This is a genomic window from Curvibacter sp. GW821-FHT09D12, from assembly GCF_059416245.1.
The window spans coordinates 273,512-297,684 of record NZ_JBWKOU010000001.1 but is presented as its reverse complement, the minus strand read 5'-3'; the positions used below and the strand labels follow the sequence as shown (position 1 = coordinate 297,684).

Annotated in this window: 18 protein-coding genes; 2 read left to right on the top strand and 16 right to left on the bottom strand. The window is 64.8% G+C overall.

The genetic code is table 11. The annotated features are described in order from the left end of the window. Positions 1-3: 3 nt before the first annotated feature. The 8 genes from ispG to AC07PT_RS01375 form a co-directional block, all read right to left on the bottom strand. Positions 4-1,308 (bottom strand): flavodoxin-dependent (E)-4-hydroxy-3-methylbut-2-enyl-diphosphate synthase, encoded by a 1,305-nt coding sequence (ispG, locus tag AC07PT_RS01410; RefSeq protein WP_494655542.1) that lies wholly within the window; start codon positions 1,306-1,308, stop codon positions 4-6. Further along, on the bottom strand, positions 1,308-2,321 hold the full coding sequence (locus AC07PT_RS01405; protein WP_494655541.1) for a helix-turn-helix domain-containing protein: 1,014 nt from the start codon (positions 2,319-2,321) through the stop codon (positions 1,308-1,310). The genes ispG and AC07PT_RS01405 overlap by 1 nt, the downstream gene beginning before the upstream one ends. Further along, positions 2,314-3,159, bottom strand: a complete 846-nt coding sequence (gene pilW / locus AC07PT_RS01400) for a type IV pilus biogenesis/stability protein PilW (protein WP_494655540.1) — start codon at positions 3,157-3,159, stop codon at positions 2,314-2,316. The genes AC07PT_RS01405 and pilW overlap by 8 nt, the downstream gene beginning before the upstream one ends. Further along, on the bottom strand, positions 3,159-4,310 hold the full coding sequence (gene rlmN, locus AC07PT_RS01395) for a dual-specificity RNA methyltransferase RlmN (RefSeq protein WP_492345151.1): 1,152 nt from the start codon (positions 4,308-4,310) through the stop codon (positions 3,159-3,161). Before rlmN ends, pilW begins: the two co-directional genes overlap by 1 nt. Before the next feature lie 21 nt (positions 4,311-4,331). Beyond that, entirely contained in the window at positions 4,332-4,757 is a 426-nt protein-coding gene (ndk, locus tag AC07PT_RS01390) for a nucleoside-diphosphate kinase (RefSeq protein WP_492345150.1), read from the bottom strand. A gap of 105 nt (positions 4,758-4,862) precedes the next feature. Next, positions 4,863-6,224 carry a pseudouridine synthase gene (locus tag AC07PT_RS01385; RefSeq protein ID WP_492345149.1) on the bottom strand — a complete coding sequence of 454 codons (1,362 nt, stop codon included), beginning with the start codon at positions 6,222-6,224 and terminating at the stop codon, positions 4,863-4,865. Then, positions 6,217-6,930: an SMC-Scp complex subunit ScpB gene (gene scpB, locus AC07PT_RS01380; RefSeq protein ID WP_492345148.1), complete on the bottom strand. Its 714-nt coding sequence runs from the start codon at positions 6,928-6,930 to the stop codon at positions 6,217-6,219. Before scpB ends, AC07PT_RS01385 begins: the two co-directional genes overlap by 8 nt. Positions 6,931-7,067: 137 nt before the next feature. After that, a complete protein-coding gene (locus AC07PT_RS01375) occupies positions 7,068-8,144 on the bottom strand; it encodes an RluA family pseudouridine synthase (protein ID WP_494655539.1) in 1,077 nt (358 codons plus the stop codon). Positions 8,145-8,157: 13 nt separating this feature from the next. Here AC07PT_RS01375 and AC07PT_RS01370 point away from each other — a divergent pair, with 13 nt between their 5' ends. Beyond that, positions 8,158-8,976, top strand: a complete 819-nt coding sequence (locus AC07PT_RS01370; protein WP_494655538.1) for an outer membrane protein assembly factor BamD — start codon at positions 8,158-8,160, stop codon at positions 8,974-8,976. Between the two features lie 21 nt (positions 8,977-8,997). Here the strand turns inward: AC07PT_RS01370 and yoaA are convergent, their stop codons facing one another. Next, the gene (gene yoaA, locus AC07PT_RS01365; RefSeq protein ID WP_494655537.1) at positions 8,998-11,043 is read right to left on the bottom strand and encodes a DNA repair helicase YoaA; all 2,046 of its coding nucleotides are present in this window, start codon (positions 11,041-11,043) and stop codon (positions 8,998-9,000) included. Between the two features lie 61 nt (positions 11,044-11,104). Here yoaA and AC07PT_RS01360 point away from each other — a divergent pair, with 61 nt between their 5' ends. Further along, positions 11,105-11,887: a PP2C family protein-serine/threonine phosphatase gene (locus AC07PT_RS01360; protein WP_494655536.1), complete on the top strand. Its 783-nt coding sequence runs from the start codon at positions 11,105-11,107 to the stop codon at positions 11,885-11,887. Positions 11,888-11,927: 40 nt separating this feature from the next. Here AC07PT_RS01360 and AC07PT_RS01355 read toward each other — a convergent pair whose 3' ends face one another. From AC07PT_RS01355 to AC07PT_RS01325, 7 genes are all read right to left on the bottom strand, one after another. Beyond that, on the bottom strand, positions 11,928-12,641 hold the full coding sequence (locus tag AC07PT_RS01355; RefSeq protein WP_492345143.1) for a hypothetical protein: 714 nt from the start codon (positions 12,639-12,641) through the stop codon (positions 11,928-11,930). Further along, the gene (gene zapE / locus AC07PT_RS01350) at positions 12,638-13,747 is read right to left on the bottom strand and encodes a cell division protein ZapE (protein WP_492345142.1); all 1,110 of its coding nucleotides are present in this window, start codon (positions 13,745-13,747) and stop codon (positions 12,638-12,640) included. Before zapE ends, AC07PT_RS01355 begins: the two co-directional genes overlap by 4 nt. A gap of 10 nt (positions 13,748-13,757) precedes the next feature. Further along, on the bottom strand, positions 13,758-15,185 hold the full coding sequence (gene lpdA / locus AC07PT_RS01345; RefSeq protein WP_492345141.1) for a dihydrolipoyl dehydrogenase: 1,428 nt from the start codon (positions 15,183-15,185) through the stop codon (positions 13,758-13,760). Between the two features lie 240 nt (positions 15,186-15,425). After that, a complete protein-coding gene (odhB, locus tag AC07PT_RS01340; RefSeq protein WP_492345140.1) occupies positions 15,426-16,688 on the bottom strand; it encodes a 2-oxoglutarate dehydrogenase complex dihydrolipoyllysine-residue succinyltransferase in 1,263 nt (420 codons plus the stop codon). 60 nt (positions 16,689-16,748) lie between these two features. Then, entirely contained in the window at positions 16,749-19,625 is a 2,877-nt protein-coding gene (locus tag AC07PT_RS01335) for a 2-oxoglutarate dehydrogenase E1 component (RefSeq protein ID WP_492345139.1), read from the bottom strand. Between the two features lie 351 nt (positions 19,626-19,976). After that, positions 19,977-21,707, bottom strand: coding sequence for a serine aminopeptidase domain-containing protein (locus tag AC07PT_RS01330; RefSeq protein WP_494655535.1), 1,731 nt, complete (start codon positions 21,705-21,707; stop codon positions 19,977-19,979). A 22-nt stretch (positions 21,708-21,729) separates the two neighbouring features. Then, the gene (locus AC07PT_RS01325; RefSeq protein WP_494655534.1) at positions 21,730-24,168 is read right to left on the bottom strand and encodes a glycoside hydrolase family 2 protein; all 2,439 of its coding nucleotides are present in this window, start codon (positions 24,166-24,168) and stop codon (positions 21,730-21,732) included. Positions 24,169-24,173: the final 5 nt, after the last annotated feature.

Below are 24,173 nucleotides of genomic sequence, written 5' to 3'. Positions count from 1 at the left end.
GGATCAGATGGGCTCGGAGTGCGGGGCCGAAGAGGCCGCTCCGAAGCGCTTTTCAATGTAGCTTTCGACGATCTGGTGAAACTCGGTCGCGATGTTGTCACCGCGCAGCGTCAGGGCCTTCTCGCCATCGATGAACACAGGTGCGGCCGGCGCCTCCCCCGTGCCCGGCAGGCTGATGCCGATGTCGGCATGCTTGCTTTCACCCGGGCCGTTCACGATGCAGCCCATGACCGCCACCTTGAGCTTTTCGACGCCCGGGTAATGCGAACGCCAAACCGGCATCTGCGCACGCAGGAAATCATCGATCTGCTTGGCCAACTCCTGGAAAGTGGTGCTGGTGGTGCGGCCACAACCCGGACAGGCCGTGACGCTGGGCACAAACACCCTCAGACCCAAGGCCTGCAGGATCTCGGAGGCGATCACCACCTCTTGGGTGCGTGACTCGCCAGGTTGAGGGGTGAGCGACACGCGGATGGTGTCGCCAATGCCCTCTTGCAGCAAGATGGACAGTGCCGTGGCCGAGGCCACCGTGCCCTTGGTCCCCATGCCGGCCTCGGTCAGTCCGAGGTGCAGCGCGTAGTCGGTGCGTCGGCCCAGTTCACGGTACACCGCGATCAGATCCTGCACGCCGCTGACCTTGCACGACAAAATGATCTGATGGCCAGGCAAGCCCATTTCCTCGGCCCGCTGGGCGGAGGTGATGGCCGATGAAATCAGGGCCTCATACATCACCTGGCGCGCATCCCAGGGCTGGGCACGCCGGCTGTTCTCGTCCATCAGGCTGGCGAGCAACTCCTGGTCGAGGCTGCCCCAGTTGACGCCGATTCGCACCGGCTTGTTCCAGCGGATGGCCGCATCGATCATCTGGCCGAACTGGCGATCATGCTTGTCGCCCTTGCCCACGTTGCCCGGGTTGATCCGGTACTTGGACAAGGCCTCGGCGCAGGCCGGGTGCTCTGTCAGAAGACGATGCCCGTTGTAATGAAAGTCGCCGATCAGGGGCACGGCGATGCCCATGCGGTCGAGTTGCTCACGGATGTGAGGCACCGCTGCAGCGGCTTCAGGCGTGTTGACCGTGATGCGAACCATCTCGGAGCCTGCCAGCGCCAACTCCTTGACCTGGATGGCGGTACCGATCACATCGACCGTGTCGGTGTTGGTCATCGACTGCACACGCACGGGCGCATCGCCACCCACGGTGACGTGGTGACTGCCCCAGGACGTCACCGCCTGGCGCGACCTGCGCGGCTTGGGTTGGGCGGTGGGAATCGGTTGCTGCCCCCACACCGGGCGCTCGCTGTCGCTCATCACTTCACCTCGAAACGGGCCACGTTGTCACGCGCCAAAGATTGCAGATCGAATGCCTTGCCACGCACCTGGACCTGGGTGACATCGGCCTTGCCGACCACCACGGAAAGCGGCGGAACACCGCCGGCAGAGGCGGTCTCGCCGGCGCTCATGGTTTTCTGGAAGGTGACCTGACCATTGGCATCGGTCACCTTGATCCAGGAACTGCCCGTGGCACTGAAGCTCAGCACCGAATTCGCCGACGGAACTGCCACCACCGACGAACCCGGGGCACCGGGCGGTGCGGACACGGCCGGCGCTGCGGCAGGAGCCGACGGCGCCACCGAGGCCGGAACAGGCACAGGCACAGGCACAGGCACAGGCACAGGCACAGGCATGGGTGCCGGGGCAGGCGCCGGGGGCGCCACGGCTACTGCCACAGGTGCGGGTGCGGGTGCAGGCGCCACTGCCGCAGCCGAACCAGTCGCAGCCAACTCAGGTGCGGGCGCCACAGCGGGTGGCGGAGTGGGCTCAGGCTCTGGCACCGCCTGGACGACCGCACCAGGGTGGGTCACCGGGGCCGCAGGCTCGGGCAGGCTGGGACTGAAACGAGGCCAAAGGTATATGGCCAGGGCACCGATGCACAGAAGCGGCACGGCCAGCAACGTCGGGCTGAATCGGTATTCAGACACCAGCCGGCTACGGCGCTCGTTCTGAGCCCGGAAAGGGGTGTTGATGCCCGCATCGTCCGGGTTCAGCCTGGGTGCCTGAGTCTGGGGCAGACGCTCCAGCACCGGCGCTGCATCCACGCGCAGAGTGCGGCACACGCTGGAAGCCAGGGCACGCACGAACACCGCGTCGGGCAGGTCGTCGTAGCGGTCGGATTCGAGCGCCTCGAGCTTGCTGACCGGCACCTTGAGGGCCACCGCCAAAGCCGCCACATGCATGCCGGCGGCTTCACGCGCCTGACGCAACATGGCCCCTGCCGAGAGCGGCGGCACGCTTGCCACCGCCACGTCTTCCACCTCACTCATCAAACGCTCCCCGCTCGTAGGACGACAGCTCCCGTGCCTGAGGGAACCGCTTTTTCAGTTGCTCGACCAGTTGCAACATGGCCACCCGGTCACCCATGCGGTGCTCGACCCGGATGCCGAGCCACAGGGACTCGGCATTGGCAAATTCACTGTTGTTCAGTCGGCGGATGTAGAACTGGGCCCGAACCAGTTCGCCACGCTGATACAGCAAGGCGGCCAGGTTGTAGCCCGTGATGGGGTTACCGGCATCCAGTTCATAGGAACGCGCCAGGCTTCGCTCGGCCTCAGCCTTGCGCCCGGCACGGGCCTGACACAGCCCCTGGGCCATGAAGGTCTTGGCCTTGTCGCCATACAGAGGGCTTTGCAGGGCTTGATTGAAAAAGTCGTCGGCTTCACCGTAGCGCTTGCGTTGACAGGCCAACCAGCCATAGTTGTGCAGGATGTTGGGGTCACGCGGGCTGAGCGCCAGGGCCCGTTTGAAACCCTCTTCGGCCTGGCGCTCATCATTGAGCCGCATGTAAATCAGACCGCGCAGGTTGTAGGCCTCGGCAAAGCCGGGGTCGGCGGACAGCACCTGCCGCACCTCATCAAGCGCCACCGTGGTCTTGCCCTGCTCGAAATAGTTGGAGGCCAACTCCAGGCGGATGCGGGCTCGGCGACGCGCCTCTCCCTCGTCACTGGCGCCACCGGGGGTCTCGGAAATGACCGGGTCGTTGGAGGCCGTGGACTGGGTGGCACAACCGCTCAGGGCCCCCAGGAACACCCCGATGGCCGCGGCGGTCACGGCGGCACTCAGGACACTTCGCCAGAGATGGCGCATTGCCAGGGCAGTCCCCATCAAGCCTCCTTGTTGTTGGCCGTCAATTCGGTCACAGGTTTCAGAACGATGGTGCGCTGCTGGGCAATACGCTCAGCCACCCGGGTGCGATCACGGACATCGCCGGCCAGTTGGCCGCATGCCGCATCGATGTCATCACCACGGGTCTTTCGCACGGTCGTCACGATACCAGCATCAAGCAGGATTTTCGCAAACGCCTGCACACGCTCGGTTGGCGAACGCAACAGGCCGGAGGCCGGGAAGGGGTTGAAGGGAATCAGATTGAACTTGCACCACACGCCTTTGCCGCTGGCGTGCTGTCGCACCAGATCAATCAGCTGGCGTGCGTGCTCGGGGCTGTCATTGACGCCGTCGAGCATGCAGTACTCGAACGTGATGAAGTCACGAGGGGCAAATTCAAGGTATTGATTGCAAGCCGCCATCAACTCGGCGATGGGGTACTTGCGGTTGAGCGGCACCAGGTTGTCACGAAGCGGATCGTTTGGCGCGTGCAAAGAGACGGCCAGGGCCACCGGACAATCTTGCGACAGGCGCTCCATCATCGGCACGACGCCCGAGGTGGACACCGTGACCCGGCGGCGCGACAAGCCATACCCATGATCGTCCAACATGGTGCGCAGCGCAGGCACCAGAGCGCCGTAATTCTGCAGCGGCTCGCCCATGCCCATCATCACCACATTGGAGATGACACGCTCAGAGGTTTGAAACTGGCGGCGCAGGGTGTGCTCGGCATACCAGAGCTGAGCGACGATCTCGCCCGTGCTGAGGTTGCGGCTGAAGCCCTGATGGCCGGTAGAACAAAAACGACAACCCACGGCACAGCCGGCCTGGGATGACACGCACAGCGTGCCTCGATCGTCTTCGGGAATGAAAACAGCCTCGACGGCATTGCCATCGCCCACATCGAACAGCCACTTGACAGTGCCGTCGGCGGAATCATGGCGGCTCAGGACAGATAGCCCCTCGACACGGGCGCGTCCTTTGAGCTTCTCGCGAAGCGACTTGGCCAGATCGGTCATCTGGTCGAAATCGGATTCGCCTCGCTGGTGGATCCAGCGGAAGAGCTGGGTGGCACGAAAGCGCTTCTCACCCAGCTGGTCGCAGAATGCAGCCAACCCCTCGAGGTCGAAATCAAGCAGATTGGCTGTCATTGCATGCGTGGCTCGCGAAAATCAACGAGCGTAGACGTTCAGGCTGGGGAAGAAGAAAGCGATTTCGACGGCAGCGGTTTCAGCGGCGTCAGAACCGTGCACGGCGTTGGCGTCGATGCTGTCAGCGAAGTCAGCACGGATGGTGCCAGCGTCGGCCTTCTTCGGGTCGGTGGCGCCCATCAGTTCGCGGTTCTTCAGGATGGCGTTTTCGCCTTCCAGAACTTGAACGTGGACAGGGCCGGAGATCATGAAGTCAACCAGATCCTTGAAGAAGGGGCGTGCAGCGTGCACAGCGTAGAACTGCTCGGCTTCAGCGCGCGACAGTTGCACCAGACGCGAAGCAGCGATCTTCAGGCCGGCGGCTTCAAAGCGAGCCAGGATTTGGCCGATGACGTTCTTGGCGACGGCGTCAGGCTTGATGATGGAGAGAGTGCGTTCGATTGCCATGATTGATTCCTGAACTGAGTTTTTGTAATTTTTGCCACTTGGCAAAACCTCGGATTCTAACTCGGCTGTGCGGCAATGCCTTGACAGCCATTCCTGTCACGAGGGTCAACGACCGCGGCCACCGCGTGGCCCACCCCGGCCGGCCGTGCCCGGACCACCGGCCAAGCCACCTGCCGGCCCGCCACGGCGGGGGCCGCCCTTGCTCTGCCGGTTCTGACGGGCCCGCGAGAAGCTGTCGGCGCCGATGTAGCCCACCGAGGTTTTCATGGGGTCAGGCTGCGCACCCGGGGCGACACGATCGCCACGCTCCGGGCGTGATCGGCCAGCCGTCACGCCCGTGGTCAGCGGATCGGGCTGGCGGGGGCCGCCACCGCGCTTGAAATCGGTGTTGCCACGCGGACCAGGGCCGGCAGGTCGCCGCTGCGGGCCATTGCCAGCACGCTGACCACGGGGCGCCGGCGCTTCGGCACGGCGGGCCCCGCCCTCTTCGCCACGCACGCCGGCGGCCTGCACAAGCGAGCGGATGTCACTCTCATCGAGCTCGACCCAGGCGCCGCGCTTGAGCCCACGCGGCAGCACCATGGCGCCATAGCGGATGCGGATCAGACGGCTCACGGCATGGCCGACCGCCTCGAACAGACGACGCACCTCGCGGTTGCGGCCTTCGGAGATGGTGACCCGGTACCAGCAATTGGAACCTTCACCACCACCGTCTTCAATCGAGCCGAACTGTGCCGGACCGTCGTCGAGGTTCACCCCCGCGAGCAACCGCTCTTTTTCTTCCTTGCTCAAGGCGCCCAGCACACGCACGGCGTATTCGCGCTCCAGGCCGAAGCGGGGGTGCATGAGCTGGTTGGCCAATTCGCCCGAGCTGGTGAACAGCAACAGACCTTCGGTGTTCAGATCCAGGCGGCCGACGGACTGCCACTTGCCCTGCTGCAGGCGCGGCAGGCGGCGAAACACGGTGGGGCGATTCTGTGGGTCATCATGGGTGACCACCTCGCCCACGGGCTTGTGGTAAGCGATGACGCGCGCCGGCGGCGGATCAATGCGGTAGCGGATGGGCTTGCCATTGACCTTCACCTGATCGCCATACTGAACGCGCTGGCCAATGTGGGCCGGCTCGTTGTTGACGGAGATACGCCCTTCCAGAATCAGTTGCTCCATCTCAAGCCGGGAACCCAGCCCGGCCTGCGCCAACACCTTGTGCAACTTGGGGGTTTCCACCTGCGGCGCCAGCACCCGCTTCAGGGGCGCCAGGTCAGGCGCTTCTTCGTCGGCATCAAACTGACCGGAGACCACATCCTCGAATCGGATGGCCGGGGCCTGCGACGCCGGGGCGGGTCGGGCGGCAGCCTGGCCACGTCGACTGCGCTCGGACTTGGGCTGGGCCGCAGCAGCCGGCTGCGTGGCCTCGGTCTGAGGGAGCTCTGACGGCTCTGACGGGGAATTCACTTGATCATTCATGGGCTTGGCCTGTCCCGGGGACGGTAAGAGAGTCACCTGCGAGTCCCGGGGGCTCGGAGGTGAGGGAAAAAGGGACCACCGATTCGGCGGTCAATGGATTCAGTTCAAACGGCAGTTCCGGCTCGGCGATCGACAGACCCGCCTCATCCAGCCCCGGCGCAGCCTGCAGGGCCTGCAACAAGCGGTCTTGGCGCTCCGGATCATCCAAAGAAGGAAGCTGATCCAGCGAAGCCAGGCCCAAATCATCGAGAAACTGCCGCGTGGTGGCAAACAGGGCCGGACGTCCGACGGTTTCTCTGTGACCGATCACCTCGACCCACCCCCGGTCCTCCAACTGCTTGATGACCAGCGAGTTGACCGTGACACCGCGGATGTCCTCGATGTCGCCTCGCGTCACGGGCTGGCGATAGGCGATGATGGCCAGGGTCTCGAGCGCCGCACGGGTGTAGCGCGGCGGCTTTTCGGGGTGCAGGCGATCCAGGTAGTAACGCATCTCGGGACGGCTCTGGAAGCGCCAGCCCGAGGCGACACACACCAACTCGACACCCTTGTGGGTCCACTCGGCCTGCAGATCGCTCAGCAAGGTCTTGAGGGTGTCCGAGCCCAGTTCATCCTCGAACAGCGCCCGCAAGTCGCGCATCGACAAAGGCTGATGCGAACAGATCAACGCTGTTTCGAGGATACGCCGGGCATCCGTCGTGTTCATGTTCAAAAATTCCGGGGTAGGCGCCCGGGAGGGCGAAGGCCGTCACGGGGGCGGGGGCAACAAGGCTGTCTCGGAGGGGCAGTAAGGAGGGCTGCGAGCCCCTGACCGATGTCCGGGCACCAACGCTGAGCCGAGGGCTAGAGGGGTGCGATGGGCGGATTGTAACGCAGGCCCCAATCGGCCAGGGCAGCCTGCAGGTCGGCCGGAAGCGCGGTCTCGAAGGCCAGAGGTTCGCCGCTCACCGGATGCACGAAAGCGAGCCGCCAGGCATGCAGGGCCTGGCGCTGCATGCCCGCAGCGGGCGCCCCTCCGTAGAGTCCGTCGGCCAACAAGGGGTGGCCCAGGTGCGCCATGTGCACACGGATCTGATGGGTGCGGCCGGTGTGGAGCTTGCAGCGCACCCAGCAGCCTTGCGGCGCATTGCCCATCAGTTCAATGTCGGTGCGCGCCGTCTTGCCCGATTGGTGGGTCAAGTCCACGACCGCCATGCGCAGGCGGTTGCGAGGATCCCTGCCAATGGCCGCCTCGACCGTGACCTGAGCGGCCCCCTGCCAAGGCTTGTGGGCCAGCGCCATGTACTGGCGGCTGACCTCGCGCGCCGCAATCAGCTGCACCAACCGGTCCATGGTCTGTCGAGTCTTGGCCACCACCATCAGGCCGCTGGTATCGCGGTCCAGGCGGTGCACGATGCCGGCGCGCGGCAGCAGCACGGCTCCGCCATGGTGGGCCAGCAGGCCGTTGAGCAAGGTCCCGCTCCAGTGCCCGGGCGCCGGGTGCACCACCAGGCCCGGCGGCTTGTTCAGCACGATCAGGTCCTGGTCCTCGAACACGATGTCCAGCGCCATGGCCTCTGGCTTGAAGGCCTGGCTTTGCGGTGTGGGTCGCAGGCAGACCTCCAGGCGGTCGCCCACCTTGACCTTGAGCGAGGCCTTGCTCACGGCCTGCCCATTGAGGCGCACCGCCCCTTCGTCGATGAGCTGCTGCAGGTAGCTGCGCGAGAACTCGGTGACGAATTCGGTGAGGGCCTTGTCCAGGCGCAGGCCATGGCTGGCCAGCGGGACCTCACCCTGCCGCAGTTCCTCGGTGGGCTCGTCAGCCCCTTCCGCGTGCTCCAGGCCGTCATCTTCCAGCATCTCAGCGACCGCGTCCGTACCGAGGCCATCAAGAGAGGAAGCCGCAGGGGCCGCCGATATAATCAATTTGCTTTGCTTCAAGAGGTTTCCAGTGATGCTACGTGCCAAATTATCCGTGGTCCCCGCGTTCGCGCTGGTTGCCTGTCTGTCAGCCCTGTTGGGTGGGTGCTCGTCGACCAATTACGACAAGACCGCCAACTGGACGCCCGACCGCCTCTACAGCGAAGCCAAGGATGAGTTGAGCTCAGGCGCCTATGACAAGGCCGTCCCCCTGTTCGAAAAGCTCGAAGGCCGTGCTGCCGGCACGCCCTTGGCCCAGCAAGCCGAACTTGAAAAGGCCTATGCCCAGTACCGGGCCAATGAGCAGGCCCAGGCCCTGGCCACCCTGGACCGTTTCATCCGTCTGCACCCTGCCAGCCCTGGCATGGACTACGCCCTCTACATGAAGGGCATTGTCAACTTCAATGACAACCTGGGGCTGTTCGCCTCGTTCACCCATCAGGACCTGTCCGAGCGCGACCAGAAGGCGGCCAAGGACTCTTTCGAGTCCTTCAAGGAATTGAGCACCCGCTTCCCCGACTCACGCTACGCCCCTGACGCACGCCAGCGCATGGTGTACATCGTGAACTCGCTGGCCCAGTACGAAGTGCACGTGGCCCGCTACTACTTCTCACGCGGCGCCTATGTGGCGGCGATCAACCGCGCCCAGGTGGCCGTGACCGAGTACCGCGATGTGCCGGCCACCGAAGAGGCGCTGGTCATCCTGGCCAGATCGTACGATGCCCTGGGCATGGCCCAGTTGCGTGACGATGCCCGCCGTGTGCTGGCCCAGAACTACCCCGAGAACGCCTACCTGGGCGGCCAGTCCAGCGGGCTCAAGAAGGCCACCGGCCCCTGGTGGAAGATCTGGTAACAAGCCCTCAGGCAACACGGCCTAGTCCATCTGACGCAAGGCCGTGAGGGCCTTCATCAAAGCCGCCTGCCCGTGCAAGGCCGGCATGTCGGGCAAGGCCGCCAGCAAGGGCGGCCCATAGCTTCGCTGCAGCAGGCGTTCGTCCGCCACCACCAGCACCCCCCGGTCAGTCTCGGATCGAATCAAGCGGCCTGCGCCCTGCTTCAGCGCCATGGCGGTCTCGGGCAGGACATAGGCCTCGAACGGTGACAGCCCCTGTTGACGCAGGGCCTGGCTGCGCGCCTGGACCAGCGGATCATCAGGCACCGGAAATGGCAGCTTGTCGATGACCAGCATCTGCAAGGCATCGCCAGGCACATCCACCCCCTCCCAGAATGCGCCAGAGGCCACCAGGACGCAGGGGCGCCCTGCCCCACCGCCCTGACGGAAACGCTCCAGCAGGCGCCTGCGCGAGCCCTGCCCCTGCACCAGCACATCAATGCCCGACCCTGCCATCCCTTGTTGCAGTTGCCGGGCCAGTTCAGCCAAGGCGCGCAAAGAGGTGGCCAGCACCAGAGTGCGCCCCCCCAGGCAACGCACAGGCTCCACCAGCCAGTGCGCCAGGGCCGAGGCATGATCCGGGTCCTGCGCCTCGGGCAAGCCCTCAGGCACGTGCAGGTACGCTTGGCTGCGGTAGTCAAATGGGCTGGCCACGCGCAACACGGTCGCATGGCCTTTCAGCCCGGCAGGTTCGGTGAACCAGCTGAGCGACTCATCCAGGCCCAGGGTGGCCGAGGTGAACACCCAGGACCGGGTGTCAGCCTGGGCATCCGGGCCCATCAACGGCGCGAGGGCTGCTGCCATGTTGAGCGGCGCCTCCATGAACTTCGCCTGCCGCCCCAGTTCGAGCCAGCGCACCACCATGCCGGCCGGAGGGCGCATGAACGCGGACCACCCCTGCTGCAGCGCTGCCACCCTGTCGGCCAGTCGGCGCAGCTCGGGCGCGGTTTCTGCCACCACCGTGAGCGCCTCGTGCACCCGCGCCAGCACCGCAGCCAATTGGTGCTGACTTTGCTGCCACAACAGCGCCGGCACGCCCTCCGGGGTGGCACCCAGCCAACGCAGACGCACACCTGCGCGCGGGGTGTCGCGCCCCAGGCACTGGTCCAAGGCCCGGGCCTGCTGCTCAAGCAAAGAGGCCAACTCAGGCCAGGGCTGAAACCCCCGGGCCCAACGCATGCCCTCGTTGACCAGTTCGGTGGCCAGGCCACGCAACTGACGGGTGCTGAATTGGCGCCCCATGAACTGCACCGCGATGTCATTGAGCCGATGCGCCTCATCGAAGACCACGGTCTGCACCGAGGGCAACAGCTCGGCCACGCCCGACTCGCGCAACTGCAGATCAGCGAAGAACAGGTGGTGGTTGATCACCACGACGTCGGCCACCATGGCACGCCGTCGCGCCTCGTTGACATGACAGCCTTGCCAGCCCGCGCAGCGCGTGCCCAGGCAGTTGTCGCGGGTCGACGTGATCAAGGGCAACAGTGGCGAGGTCTCGTCAAGCTCAGGCAATTCGGCCAGATCGCCGGACCGCGTCGAATGGGCCCAGCGCTCCACCTGGGCCAGGAGCCGCAGCTCGGCATCGGCCAGGTAGTGCCCATCGCGACGCGCCGACCCCAGACGGTGTGTGCACAGGTAGCTGGCCCGGCCCTTCAAGGGGGCCACGCGCCGACTCACGCCGAGCAGGGCCAGCAACTGAGGCAGGTCACGCGTGGAAAGCTGGTCCTGCAGGTTGCGCGTGGCCGTGGCGATCAAAATGCGGCGCCCGCTGAGCAGCGTGGGCAGCAGGTAGCCATAGGTCTTGCCGACGCCCGTGCCGGCCTCGGCCACCAGCACCCCACCCTCGGCCACGCACTGCCCCACCGCCAGGGCCAGACGCAGTTGCCCCGGCCTGGGCCTGAAGCCGGGAGCGCGCTGCTGCAGATGGCCTCCCGGGCTCAGCCAGTCGGTCACCTGCGCCACCCAAGGAGGCGACGCAGAGGCGGGCCCTACCGAAAAAGACAGCTCTGGCTGCGATTCGCTTGTCATTTCTTCACACGATAATAGGCGACCACTTTGCGCGAAACTCCTGCAGGTTGAAGTCCCTATCATGTCTCAAGGCTACCGACTTACCGCTTCCACGGGCATACACAAGGGAGATCGCGAATACCAGCAAGACCAGGTGGTCCTGCTGAGCCATGCCCGAGTCAACGGTTGCGTGCTGGCGGTGGTGGCTGATGGCATGGGGGGCCGCAGCGGCGGGCGCAAGGCCTCTGACCAGGTGATGCTCAGTGCGCGCCAATTGTTTGAGCGCTTCGCACCTGAAAGCGATTCGCCTCATGAACTGCTTCAGCAGTTGCTCAAAGAAGCCCACCTGGTGATCAAGCTCACGGCCATCTCGGCCGAGCAAGAGCCCCACAGCACGGTGGCTGCATTTTTGATCCTGCCCAATGGCGAATGCCATTGGATCCATGCAGGTGACTCACGCATCTATCACTTCCATGGCGACCGACTGATCAAGCGCACCCTGGACCACTCCTACGTGCAGGCGCTGGTCGATCGCGGCGAACTGACCGAGGAAGAAGCCAGCCACCACCCGCAGTCCAACATCCTGCTGGGTTGCCTGGGCACCGAATCGGATCCTCCGATGGCCTACCATGTGATCGATCAGGTCAAGCCTGGCGACTCTCTGATGGCCTGCAGCGATGGGGTATGGCACTACTTCACAAATGCCGAGTTGGGCTCGGTTCTGGCCGGCCTTTCGCCCCGCGAGGCCACCGAGTTCCTGATCGACAAGGCACGCGGCCGCGCCCGTGGCGGCGGTGACAATCTTTCACTGGTGGTGGTCCGCATCGAACCCCTGGCGGGCGCGCCCAGCGCAGTTCGGCGCTGAGCTCAGGCCTGGCCGCGATGCCGGGCTGATCCCAACCCACTCAGGGGCGGACAGCAGGGGCGCTGCCGGCCTCGGCAGGCACGGGCAAAGGGGCTCCGCGTGGACCCGGGCTGCTCTTGGCGTCACGCTCCACCTGCTGGCGATGGCTGGCCGCATCCTGCAATTTGTCCTGAAACCGACGGGCCTCCTCAGGCGCTTGTGCCGCCTTGCTGGCCCGCTCTGCCGCCTTTTCGACGGCCTGCTGCTGCTTGCGTTGCTGCTCGGCCTGGCGCTCAGCGCGTTCACGCGTCTGATTGGCGGCATCGACCGCTCTTTGCGCCGCCGTGTTGGCCGCGTCCGTGGCCTTTTGCGCCCCTTGCTGCTGGCGGTTCATCAGGTCGATGTCGCGTTCGGGCGACGACACCTTGTCTTCGATGCGGCGCAATTGCTCGCTGGAACGCAAGCGGCGCTCACGGTCATTGAGTGCGATTTCCTGGCGCTTGAGGTCGGCCATCAACTCGCGGTGTTTGACTCGGCTCTCCAGCAGGCAATCGTTGACGGCAAAGCGCTGGTAGCAGCCACTCTCCACCTGCTGTTGGCGCCGCATCTCGGCGGCGCGCTCCCGCTCGATGCGCGAACGCTCCACCTCGGTGAAAGACGGTGCGGACTGCGGCTGTGCAGGCGGGTCAGAGGGCGCATCGGCGGCCAGCGCCCCCCCACTCAGACACAGCAGGACCGAGATGAAGAGAGCATTCAGGCGTGTTCCGGACATCATGTGAGGCGGGTGTCGACCAAGCGCCGTTCCAGCGCCAGAAACTCGGCCGACTGCATCTCATTGAGACGCGAGACGGTGCGCGGAAACTCGTGTGCCATCGGGCCCTCGGTGTACAGCTCTTCGGGGGGCACAGCCGCCGACAGGATCAGCTTGACCCGGCGGTCGTACAGCACGTCCACCAGCCAGGTGAAACGCCTGGCCTCAGAGGCCCGGCTGACGGGCATGTGCGGTACGCCACTGAGCAGCACGGTATGGAACTGAGTGGCGATCTCCAGGTAATCATTCTGCGAGCGTGGGCCACCGCAGAGGGTCTTGAAGTCAAACCAGACCACCCCGCCCGCCTTGCGCAGCGCATGGATTTCACGCGATTCGATGCGCATCACCGGGTCTTCGTCCTTGGTTTCGGCCAGACGCGCAAAGTTGTCACGCATCTCGGCATCGGCCTCGGCCCCCAGCGGGGTGATGTAGGCCCGCACCTGCTCCAGCGTGCGACGGCGGTAATCGGTACCGTTGTCCACGTTCAGCACGTCCATGCGCTCGTTGAGCAGGGCAATGGCGGGCAGTATGCGGTCACGGTGCAAGCCATCGGGGTACAGGTCGTCGGGCTTGAAATTGGAGGTGGTGACAAAGCCCACCCCGTTGTCGAACAAGGACACCAGCAGCCGATGAAGAATCATGGCGTCGGTGATGTCAGCCACATGAAACTCATCAAAACAGATGAGCTTGTAGCGTTTGGCAATCTTGGCGCCCAGCACGTCCAGCGGGTTGACCGTGCCTTGCAGCACGGTCATCTCGCGGTGCACTTCACGCATGAACTCGTGAAAGTGCAGGCGCACCTTGCGGCGGATGGGCACGGCGTTGAAGAAGCAATCCATCAGAAAGCTCTTGCCCCGCCCTACCCCTCCGTACATGTACACGCCGCGCGGAATCTCAGGCCGATTGATCAGCTTCTTGAACGAGTTGGAGCGCTTGTCCTTGTAGGCTGACCAATCATTGGCACAGCGCTGCAAGGCCTCGACAGCACGAAGCTGCGCGGGGTCACTGCTGAACCCCCGCGCCTTGATCTCGGCCTCGTAGGCCAAGTGAACGGCATCAGATCCCGACATGCGTGGCTGATCAGAAGTTCAGCGTGCGCTTGTCCACCGCCAAGGCTGCTTCCTTGGTGGCTTCGGACAGCGACGGGTGCGCATGGCAGATGCGGGCGATGTCTTCGGCGCTGGCCTTGAACTCCATGGCCACGACGGCCTCGGAGATCAGTTCGCTGGCCATGGGGCCCACGATGTGAACGCCCAGGATTTCATCGGTGGTGGCATCGGCCAGGAACTTCACCATGCCGGTGGTGTCGCCCAGAGCCCGTGCACGGCCATTGGCCAGGAAGGGGAAGGTACCGGCCTTGTAGGCACGGCCACTGGCCTTGAGTTGCTGCTCGGTCTGACCCACCCAGGCGATCTCGGGGCTGGTGTAGATCACCCAGGGGATGGTGCCGAAATTGACGTGACCATGCTGGCCGGCAATGCGCTCGGCCACGGCAACGCCTTCTTCCTCGGCCTTGTGGGCCAGCATGGGGCCACGCACCACGTCACCCACCGCCCAGACGTTGGGCAGGTTGGTCTGGCAGTCGTCGTTCACCACGATGGCGCCACGCTCGTCGAGTTGCAGGCCGACGGCTTCGGTGTTCAGGCCGATGGTGTTGGGCACACGACCGATCGAGATGATCAGCTTGTCCACTTCGAGGTCCACGGCTTCGCCCTTGGCGTTCGTGTAGGCCACGCTCACACCCTTCTTGCCGTTCTTGATCTCACCGACCTTGACGCCGAGTTCGATCTTCAGGCCTTGCTTGTCGAAGGCCTTCTTGGCTTCCTTGGCGATCTGCTCGTCCACGGCGCCCAGGAAGGTCGGCAGACCTTCCAGAATCGTGACTTCAGAGCCCAGACGGCGCCACACGGAACCCATCTCCAGACCGATCACGCCCGAGCCGATCAGGCCCAGCTTCTTGGGCACGGCGCCCAGACGCAGCGCGCCGTCGTTGGACAGCACGTTGACTTCGTCAAAAGGCGTGCCGGGCAGCGCACGGGCATTCGAGCCGGTGGCGATGATGATGTGCTTGCCGGTGATGGACTCTTCGGCGGCACCCGCCACCTTGATCTCGTAGCCGCCTTCGGCGGCCTTCACGAAGGAGCCACGGCCGTGGAAGAAGCTGACCTTGTTCTTCTTGAACAGGTACAGGATGCCGTCGTTGTTCTGCTTCACAACGGTGTCCTTGCGGGCAATCATCTTGGCCACGTCCATCTTGACGTCGGACACCGAGATGCCGTGGTCGGCAAAGTGGTGCGTGGCGTGGTCGAAATGCTCGGACGATTGCAGCAAGGCCTTGGAGGGGATGCAACCGACGTTGGTGCAGGTGCCGCCAGGCGCCGGGCCGCCCTTGTCGTTCTTCCATTCGTCGATACAGGCAACCTGGAAACCCAGTTGGGCTGCACGGATGGCGGCGATGTAGCCACCGGGGCCGCCGCCGATGACGACGACATCAAATTGTTTGCTCATGTGAAATCTCTTGAATCAGTTGGAACAAAACCCACCAGGGTGCGCGCTGTGTCCGCTTTGCACCCGGTGGGTTGGAATCCCCCCCTGAGTCGCCTGCGGCGCCATCCCCCCAAGGGGACGATGCCGGTGGCCGGGCCAAGCCCGCTCCACGGCATCTCTGGCTTGGCCTGCTCCGAGGCCATCAGACGGTGCTCGACACGCCGGTTTCATGGGACGCGCGGCTGGGAGGGTGTTGTTGGCTTAGATGTCGAACAGCAGGCGCGACGGATCTTCCAGCGCTTCCTTCATGGCCACCAAGCCCAGCACGGCTTCGCGGCCGTCGATGATGCGGTGGTCATAGGACATGGCCAGGTAGTTGATCGGGCGAACCACCACTTGACCGTTTTCGACCACGGCGCGGTCCTTGGTGGCGTGCACGCCCAGGATGGCCGACTGCGGCGGGTTGATGATGGGGGTCGACAGCATGGAGCCGAAAGTACCGCCGTTGGAGATCGAGAAGGTACCGCCAGTCATTTCTTCGATGCCCAGCTTGCCGTCCTTGGCCTTCTGGCCAAACTCAGCGATCTTCTTTTCGATGTCGGCAAAGCTCATCTGGTCGGCGTTGCGCAGGATCGGCACCACCAGACCACGGGGCGAGCCCACGGCGATGCCGATGTCGAAGTAGCCGTGGTAGACGATGTCATTGCCATCGACCGAAGCGTTCAGCACCGGGTACTTCTTCAGGGCATGCACAGCGGCCTTGACGAAGAAGCTCATGAAGCCGATCTTCACGCCGTGTTCCTTGGTGAAGGCGTCCTGGAACTTCTTGCGCATGTCCATGACCGGAGCCATGTTGACTTCGTTGAAGGTGGTCAGGATGGCGTTGGTCGACTGCGATTGCAGCAGACGCTCAGCCACGCGGGCACGCAGACGGCTCATGGGCACGCGCTGCTCAGGGCGATCGCCCAGGCTCGGGGCGGCCGGTGCGGCCACTTGCGGCAACGACTTGGTGGGGGCGCCGGTCGGGATGACGGACGGAGCGGCAGCGGGCTTGACGCCAGCAGCCACAGCACCCAGCACATCACCCTTGGTGACGCGACCGTCCTTGCCGGTACCGGTCACGGCACCCACGGCCAGGCCGTTGTCGGCCAGCAGCTTGGCGGCAGCCGGCATGGCCACGTCGGCCTTGGAGGTCGAGGCTGCGGCGGCAGCGGGGGCTGCAGCAGCGGCGGGGGCGGCTGCCGGAGCAGCGGCAGCGGCCGGAGCAGCAGCGCCTGCCTTGCCTTCGGTGTCGATGCGGGCGATCAGCTGATCGGCCACCACGGTGGCGCCGTCGCCTTGCACGATTTCAGCGAGCACGCCGGCCGACGGTGCCGGTACTTCGAGCACCACCTTGTCGGTTTCGATTTCGATCAGGATTTCGTCCACGGCCACGGCTTCGCCGGCCTTCTTCTTCCACGTCAGCATGGTGGCTTCGGCCACGGATTCAGACAACTGGGGGACTTTGACTTCTACGATTGCCATATCAATTCTTTCGGTATCTTGTTCTGGTTCGACGGGGGCTTTCCAGCCCCCTTCTTGCATTTACTTGGTCAGCACGAAACCCTTGAGCTTGCTGAAGGCGCCATCCACGAGGGCCTTCTGCTGTTCCTGGTGCAGGTGGGAGTAGCCCACAGCCGGCGAAGCCGAAGCCGCACGACCGGAGTAACCCAGCTTCTGACCGTCGAGCATGTTCTCGTGGATGTAGTGCTGCACAAAGAACCAGGCGCCCTGGTTCTGCGGCTCGTCCTGGCACCACACGATGTCGGTGGCATTCGGGAACTTCTTCAGTTCGGCCGCAAACACCTTGTGCGGGAAGGGGTAGAGCTGTTCGACGCGGATGATGGCCACGTCGTCGGCGCCCTTCTCTTCGCGCTTCTTGGCCAGGTCGTAGTAGACCTTGCCCGAGCAGGCGATGACGCGCTTGACCTTGTCGGCCTTCTTGAGCACGTCTTCCTTGTGTTCGCCAATGACGGTCTGGAAGCTGCCCTTGGTGAACTCGATCAACGGCGAGGTGGCGTCCTTGTTACGCAGCAGCGACTTGGGCGTCATGATCACCAGTGGCTTGCGCAGGTTGCGCACCATCTGACGACGCAGCAGGTGGAAGATCTGGCTGGCGGTGGTCGGTTGCACCACTTGCATGTTGGTGTCGGCCGACAGCTGCATGAAGCGCTCCAGGCGAGCCGAACTGTGCTCAGGGCCCTGGCCTTCGTAGCCGTGCGGCAGCATCAGCGTGATGCCGTTGACGCGGCCCCACTTCACTTCGCCGGAGGCGATGAACTGGTCGATCACCACCTGGGCGCCGTTGGCGAAGTCGCCGAACTGGGCTTCCCAGATCACCAGGGTGTTGGGGTCGTTCGAGGCATAGCCGTATTCAAAGCCCAGCACCGCTTCTTCGGACAGGATCGAGTCGATCACCACGAACGGAGCCTGGTTCTCGGCCACGTTCTGCAACGGCACATAGGTGCCGGTGTCCCACTTTTCACGGCTTTGGTCGTGAATGACGGCATGGCGGTGGGTGAAGGTACCGCGACCGCAGTCTTCGCCCGACAGACGCACCGGGTAGCCACTGGCCACCAGCGAGGCGAAGGCCATGTGCTCGCCCATGCCCCAATCCACCGGGATGTCGCCGCGGCCCATGGCAGCGCGGTCGTCGTACACCTTCTTCACCAGTTGGTGCGGGGTGACGCTGGCCGGGATGGTGGTGATCTTGGTGGCCAGACGGTGCCATTCAGCAGCCGGGATGGCGGTGTCGCCGGAGTCGGTCCACTTCTTGCCCAGGTAAGGGCTCCAGTCGACGGCAAACTTGCTCTTGAAGTTGGTCAGGACCGGATCGACGGTGTGGCGACCAGCGTCCATGGCGGCACGGTACTCCTTGACCATGTCGTCGCCCAGGGTCGCGCCCAGGCCTTGGGTGGCCAGCTTGTCGGCGTACAGGCGACGCGTGCCAGGGTGGGCCGCGATCTTCTTGTACATCAGGGGCTGGGTCAGGCTGGGGGTGTCCTGCTCGTTGTGACCCAGCTTGCGGAAGCAGGTGATGTCGACCACCACGTCCTGACGGAAGGTCATGCGGAACTCGAGGGCGAGTTGCATGCACAGCACCACGGCTTCCGGATCATCACCGTTCACGTGCAGCACCGGGGCCTCGACCATCTTCACGATGTCGGTGCAATAGGCGCTGGAGCGCATGTCGCGCGGATCGCTGGTGGTGAAACCGATCTGGTTGTTGATGATGATGTGCACCGTGCCGCCCGTGGTATAGCCACGGGTCTGGGCCAGGGCCAGGGTTTCCTGGTTGACACCTTGGCCGCCGAAGGCCGCATCGCCGTGCACCAGCACCGGCAGCACCTGGTTGCCATGCGGGTCGTCGCGACGGTCCATGCGGGCACGCACCGAGCCTTCGACCACGGGGTTGACGATTTCAAGGTGGGACGGGTTGAAGGCCAGCGACAGGTGGACCGGGCCGCCAGGGGTGGTCACGTCCGAACTGAAGCCCTGGTGGTACTTCACGTCGCCGGCCGGCAGTTCTTCCGGGGCGGTGTGGTCGAATTCGGCAAACAGGTCCTTGGGCATCTTGCCCAGGGTGTTGACCAGCACATTCAGGCGGCCGCGGTGGGCCATGCCGATCACGATTTCCTGCACGCCCTTGGCGCCGGCCGACTGGATCAGTTCGTCCATGGCGGCGATGAAGCTCTCGCCACCTTCGAGCGAGAAGCGCTTCTGGCCCACATACTTGGTATGCAGGTAGCGCTCAAGGCCTTCGGCTGCGGTCAGGCGGTCGAGGATGTGCTTTTTCTTGTCACCGCCAAAGTTCGGCTTGCTGCGGATGCTTTCCAGCTTCTTTTGCCACCAGGCCTTCTGGTCCTGATCGGTGGTGTGCATGTACTCGGCGCCGATGGTGCCGCAGTAGGTTTCACGCAGGGCGTTGTGCAGTTCGCGCAGGGACATGGTGTCCTTGCCGAAGAAGGTGTTGCTGATGTTGAACACGGTCTCCTGGTCGGCATCGGTGAAGCCGTAGTAGGAGAGTTCAAGCTGGGGGATGGGCGCGCGCTCGGTGCGCTTGAGCGGATCCAGATCGGCCCAACGGGCGCCCACATTGCGGTAAGCCGCAATCAACTGCTGGACGGCGGTGCGCTTGCGGCCCATTTCGGCGTCGGCACTGGCCACGACCACTTTGGTCTGACCCGACTTGGCACGCTCGGCGAAGGCATTGATGACAGGCAGATGGGGCACATCGCGGGCATTGCTGCCGTCGACGGCAGGCACGTGCTGCAGGGCGTCGAAGTAATCGCGCCAGGTGTCAGGCACGCTGCCCGGGTTGGCCAGGTAGTTTTCGTACATCTCTTCGACGTAAGGCGCGTTGCCCCCGAAGAGATAGGTGTTGCCTTGATAGGCTTGATAGACGGACGAAGAATCGCTCATATTCCGCGGACCTCCGCTCCCCTCAGGGAAGCATTAGCTGGTTGATAAACCTTCCGCGACACGGCTGAACCGATTGGCGGATGCGACAGTGGCTGGGGAAGGGCCTTTTGCGGACGCGATTGTGCCACCGAATGACCTCGCGGCAAGGGGGCAGCCCCCTAAACCAAGGGTTGCTCCAGTGCCATCAAATCGAAGCCCCAGGACAGAACAAGGGGCCATGACGGCACGGTGGCGGTGTTTGCAGGCCGTTGACGCGCGATGTCTCGCACTTGACTTCGAAAGCCCTCAGCAGGCCAGCGCATGGGCTAGCCAACGCTTGCTGAATGTTACGAATTTGCCTGAAAAAGTATTTCAGATCGACCTGGAGGAGACGAATTGCCTGACGATTTGGATCAGGTTCTCCGAATCCGCGGCCGCCGTGAAGGTGTGATCAGCCCCCTTCACCAGGTGCACATGGGCGACCGGATTGCGCAGCAGGCGCCGCCCCCCTGGGCCAAAGCAGGCCTGCAATTCATTCAGTCCGGGGTCGGTGTCGGCATAGACCAGCAACAGAGGCAGACGCCGCTTTGCCAAAACGGCAAACAGGGCCTGAACCTTGGCGGCCCGCGGCGCCAGCGCCCAGTCCGCCGGCAGCCGCGCCTGCAACGCCGCGGCACATCGAAACCACAAGGCCTTGCCCACCTGACGCAGCACCCCCCCCACCGCCACCTCGGCACGCCACAAGCGCCGCCAAAAGTGCCCTGCAAACAGCACACGCCAGTAATGCCCCAGTTGCTGGATCTCCACCTTGGCCGGCGCACCACCCTCCGTCGGCATTTCGGTGCCAAACGACGGTCCCTCCCACAGAAAACTCTGGGGGTTCACCATCACCAACCCGCCCATGCGGGGTTCATGAACCGCAGCATGCAAACCCAGGTATCCGCCCGAGCAGATGCCAAAGACAACAGGGCGGACCCAGCCCTGCCCGTCAAGCCAACTCAGCGCATAGCCGACGTCCACCAACGACGCCTCACTGTAAAGCGCCAGGCTGCGCCCCCGGACCACGGGCACGGTGTCGCCGATGCCGGTGGCATCAATGCGCAAGGACGCCACGCCGGCCGCAGCCAGCGCACGGGCCAGGGCCACACTGAGGCGGTGGTGGCCGGAACGCGGATTGCCACCGGTGTTCAGAATCAACACGCAAGGCTGATCCGGCTGTGCTTCATGAGGCTGGCAGAGGATGCCGAAGTAGGCCTCTGCGGGGCCGAATCGGCACCCGATCTCCAGCCCTTGCGGCAGGTGGAGCTCGGTTGTCAGAGGCAATGCCGGCTGGTGCAACGACCCAGCGCTGGCGCCGTTGGCGCCGCGCAAGGCCAGCCACTGCACACCCCGCGCAAAGCTCGCCTCTGCCGCCTCGACCAGATGAGGCTCGGCCCGCAGGCCCGCCAGGTCAGGCATCTCATGCACTTCAAACTCGACGCCACCCGCCTGCACATGGGCCTGCGCCAGCTTGGCAAGAGCGCGACCACCTGCGTCACTGAGCACCTGAACCGCAAGCGCCGGGCGCCGGGACAAGCAGCCCAGATCGAGCGACTGAAGCCCTGCCAGGGTGGCATTGGCAAGCCACCAGCCATACAGAAAAACGCCATCACCCCCAGCGGCAGGCTGGGCCGTGATTTGCAGCTCCCGCACCAGGTGACGACCCGATGGTGGTGGGGACAACAGCAGCAGAGCCCGCACATCGGCTTCGGTGCTGGCCACCTCGGCGGCCAACAGGGCCCCCATTCGATGGCCGCACAGACTCAGCACCACGCCCGGGAAGTGGCTGCGCGCCCAGGCCAGTGCCGCACGCACGCCGTCCAACCAGGCCTGTGTGGCATCCAAGGGCGCCGCCAGGTCGACGCTGTCGCCCAGGCCGGGGTAGTCCAGGTGCAAGGCCGCCATGCCCGCCGCGGCCAGGTCCTCAGCCAACGCACAGAGCGCTCTGTGGGCATACAGGCCTTCACCACCGAAGGCATTGCAAACCAGCACCAGGTGGCGAAACCCGCCATCGGCAGGCGTGTGAAGCTGCGCTCGGCAACCGGAGAAAACAACAGATTTCATGAAGTCGCGTAGAACGTGGCGCTCAGACCTGCGGCGGGACCAGGCGCACCCAAGGTGCCGTCATTCCATTGAGCGCGGCAAGAGTCCCCCCGGCCAGCGCCGGCTCCACCTGCGAGGCCTCGCGCGGGCTCAGGGTCAGCCACTTCTCGACGCCCGGCGGCAGATGAAACCAATCGTCCGAGGGCCGATGGCTGCGGCTGACAAAATGCACGTGCTGGGCAAAGCGCTGCACCGTGACGCCCAGTTGCCAAGCCCCGTCGCGCCATTCCAGGCGGGTGTTGAAACCCAGATCGGCGGCGGGCAAAACCCGGTTGGGCAGATGGCACGCCCAGCCCAGCACCTGGTCGGTGTTCGCATCGCGCAACACCACCACGCTGACGTCGTGGGCCGGGGGCCCGAAGCGGTAGGCGTAGCTGATGTCAAAAAAGCGCCCCAGTAGCTCAGAGCTGCTCAGGGTGATAGCCCCATGGGCGGGGATCTCCAGCGACTGCTGGCCATCAATCACGATGCGTTGCCCATCCCGCAACACCTGCAGACTGAGCACGACACGCAGCGCCAGCGGGCGTTCGTTGATCACGTGCACGGCCAGGCCATTGAGGCCTTCGTCGGTGACCAGAACCTGCACGGGCCGCAGCACCCGCGCCAAGGCGTGCCACACCGGCTTGGTGCGGGCCTGATGATCGAGCAGCCCCCAGCCGGCGCCTTCGCGCAGATCGCGCAATTGCCACACCAGCGCCCCGGCGCAGCCGGAATCCGGGCGCCGCCACTCGGCGTAGAGGTGCTCGGCCAGATCGCAAGACACGGCCCGCCCCAGATCCAGGTATCGGGCCGGGTCTTCACGCCGCAGTTGGCCAGGGTCGACCCCATACAGGTGTTGCAGGTAGTGCTCGCGCACGTCGTCGAAATCCCACGACGCGGCGGCGTCTCGCGGGGTGCCCTGCTTCCAGCGCAGACCCATGGGCGCCTGGGCCAGCGCTGGGGCCAGGTCGGCCTCGGCCGGTACATGCGCGAGGGCCATGCACTCGCTGGCAAAGCGCACCCGGGCCCGGCGTGCATCGTCCAAGCCGCGCTGGTAGGCGCCCACCCCGTAGTAATGGCACACCCCCTGATCGGTCGAGAAGCTGGGCTGCCCGCCCCAGGGCGTATTCGGCACATAGGGCACATCGGGTCGGGCCTGGGCACAGACCTTGGCCAGCAAGCCTTGGAACACAGGATCGTCCTCAGGCCAGTCCACCCCCAGCATCTCGGCCTGCTGACGCACCTCACTGCCACCGCACAGCACGGCCAGGCAGGGGTGGTGCAGGGTTCGGCCCAGAAAATGCCGCGCCTCGGCATCCAGCTCGGCCAGAAACCCGGCGTCGCGCGAAGGGTAGTCAAAGTTGGCCAGCATGAAGTCGTGCCATACCAGCACGCCGGCCTCATCACACGCCGCAAAAAAGGCCGCCTGTTCGTACAGCATGGTTCCGCTCACGCGCACCATGTTCATGCCCGCATTGACCAGCTCAAGCACCAAGGCGCGGTTCACCTCGGGCGAGCTGCTCAGGCGCAACAGATCAGGCGGAGTCCAGCACACACCGCGGCAAAACACCGGCAGGCCATTGACCAGCAGACGGAAAGCCCCCTGTTGCCGATCGAGCTCGATGTGGCGAAATCCAACCGTGCCCAGCAGGGTTGGCTGGGAACCCTGCTCCAGCCATACCTCATGCAGCACAGGCTGACCATGGGTGTGAGGTGTCCAGGCCTGCGCCTCGGGCAAGGCCCCTTCGGCCCACCAAAGACCGTCATCACGCTGGCACAAGGGCAGCCGGGTGCCGGCACATCGAAGCTGGGCCCCTGCGGCAAGCCGGGCACCTTGCAAAGCCACTTGCAAGCAGGCGCCCTGCCCGGTCCAATCCGCGCGCAGGACTTGAATCTTCACGGACTCAGCGTCGGACGGCGAGCCCAGCCGGAGCGCTCCAAAGGGGCCGATGGGGGTCCACTCCGGACACCATCCCGCCATGTGCCCCAACACGGTCTGACGCAGGTCGCGCAGACTGGGGGGCTGAATCATGCGGGGCCGCCATCGGGCTCGACCCTGGCGCTTGACGGCCGCCCGAGAGAGGGCCCGGAAGCACAGCATCAAAAGCACTGGCCCAGCCGGCAGGTCCACACTCAATGGCAGGTGCATTTGCCGGTGGGTGCACAGCTGCTGCCCGCCCAACCAGACCTCGACGACGCCGGCCAAGCCTTCAAAATGCAGGGTGGCTGCGGCAGGCAGCGCCCAGGCACTGCGGTACCAGATGTCCTGGTCCATCAGCGAACGCGGCGCGAGCAGGTCGAATCGGCCCGCCTGCGCCAAGGCTTGGCAAGCCGTGCCAGGCACAGGCGCGGGCAACCAGGCGCCGTCGGCCTGCGGCAATTGATCGGGGTGGTCGAACTGACCGCCCGGGGTTTCCAGCAGTTGCCAGTGGGGGCTCACCATGAGGT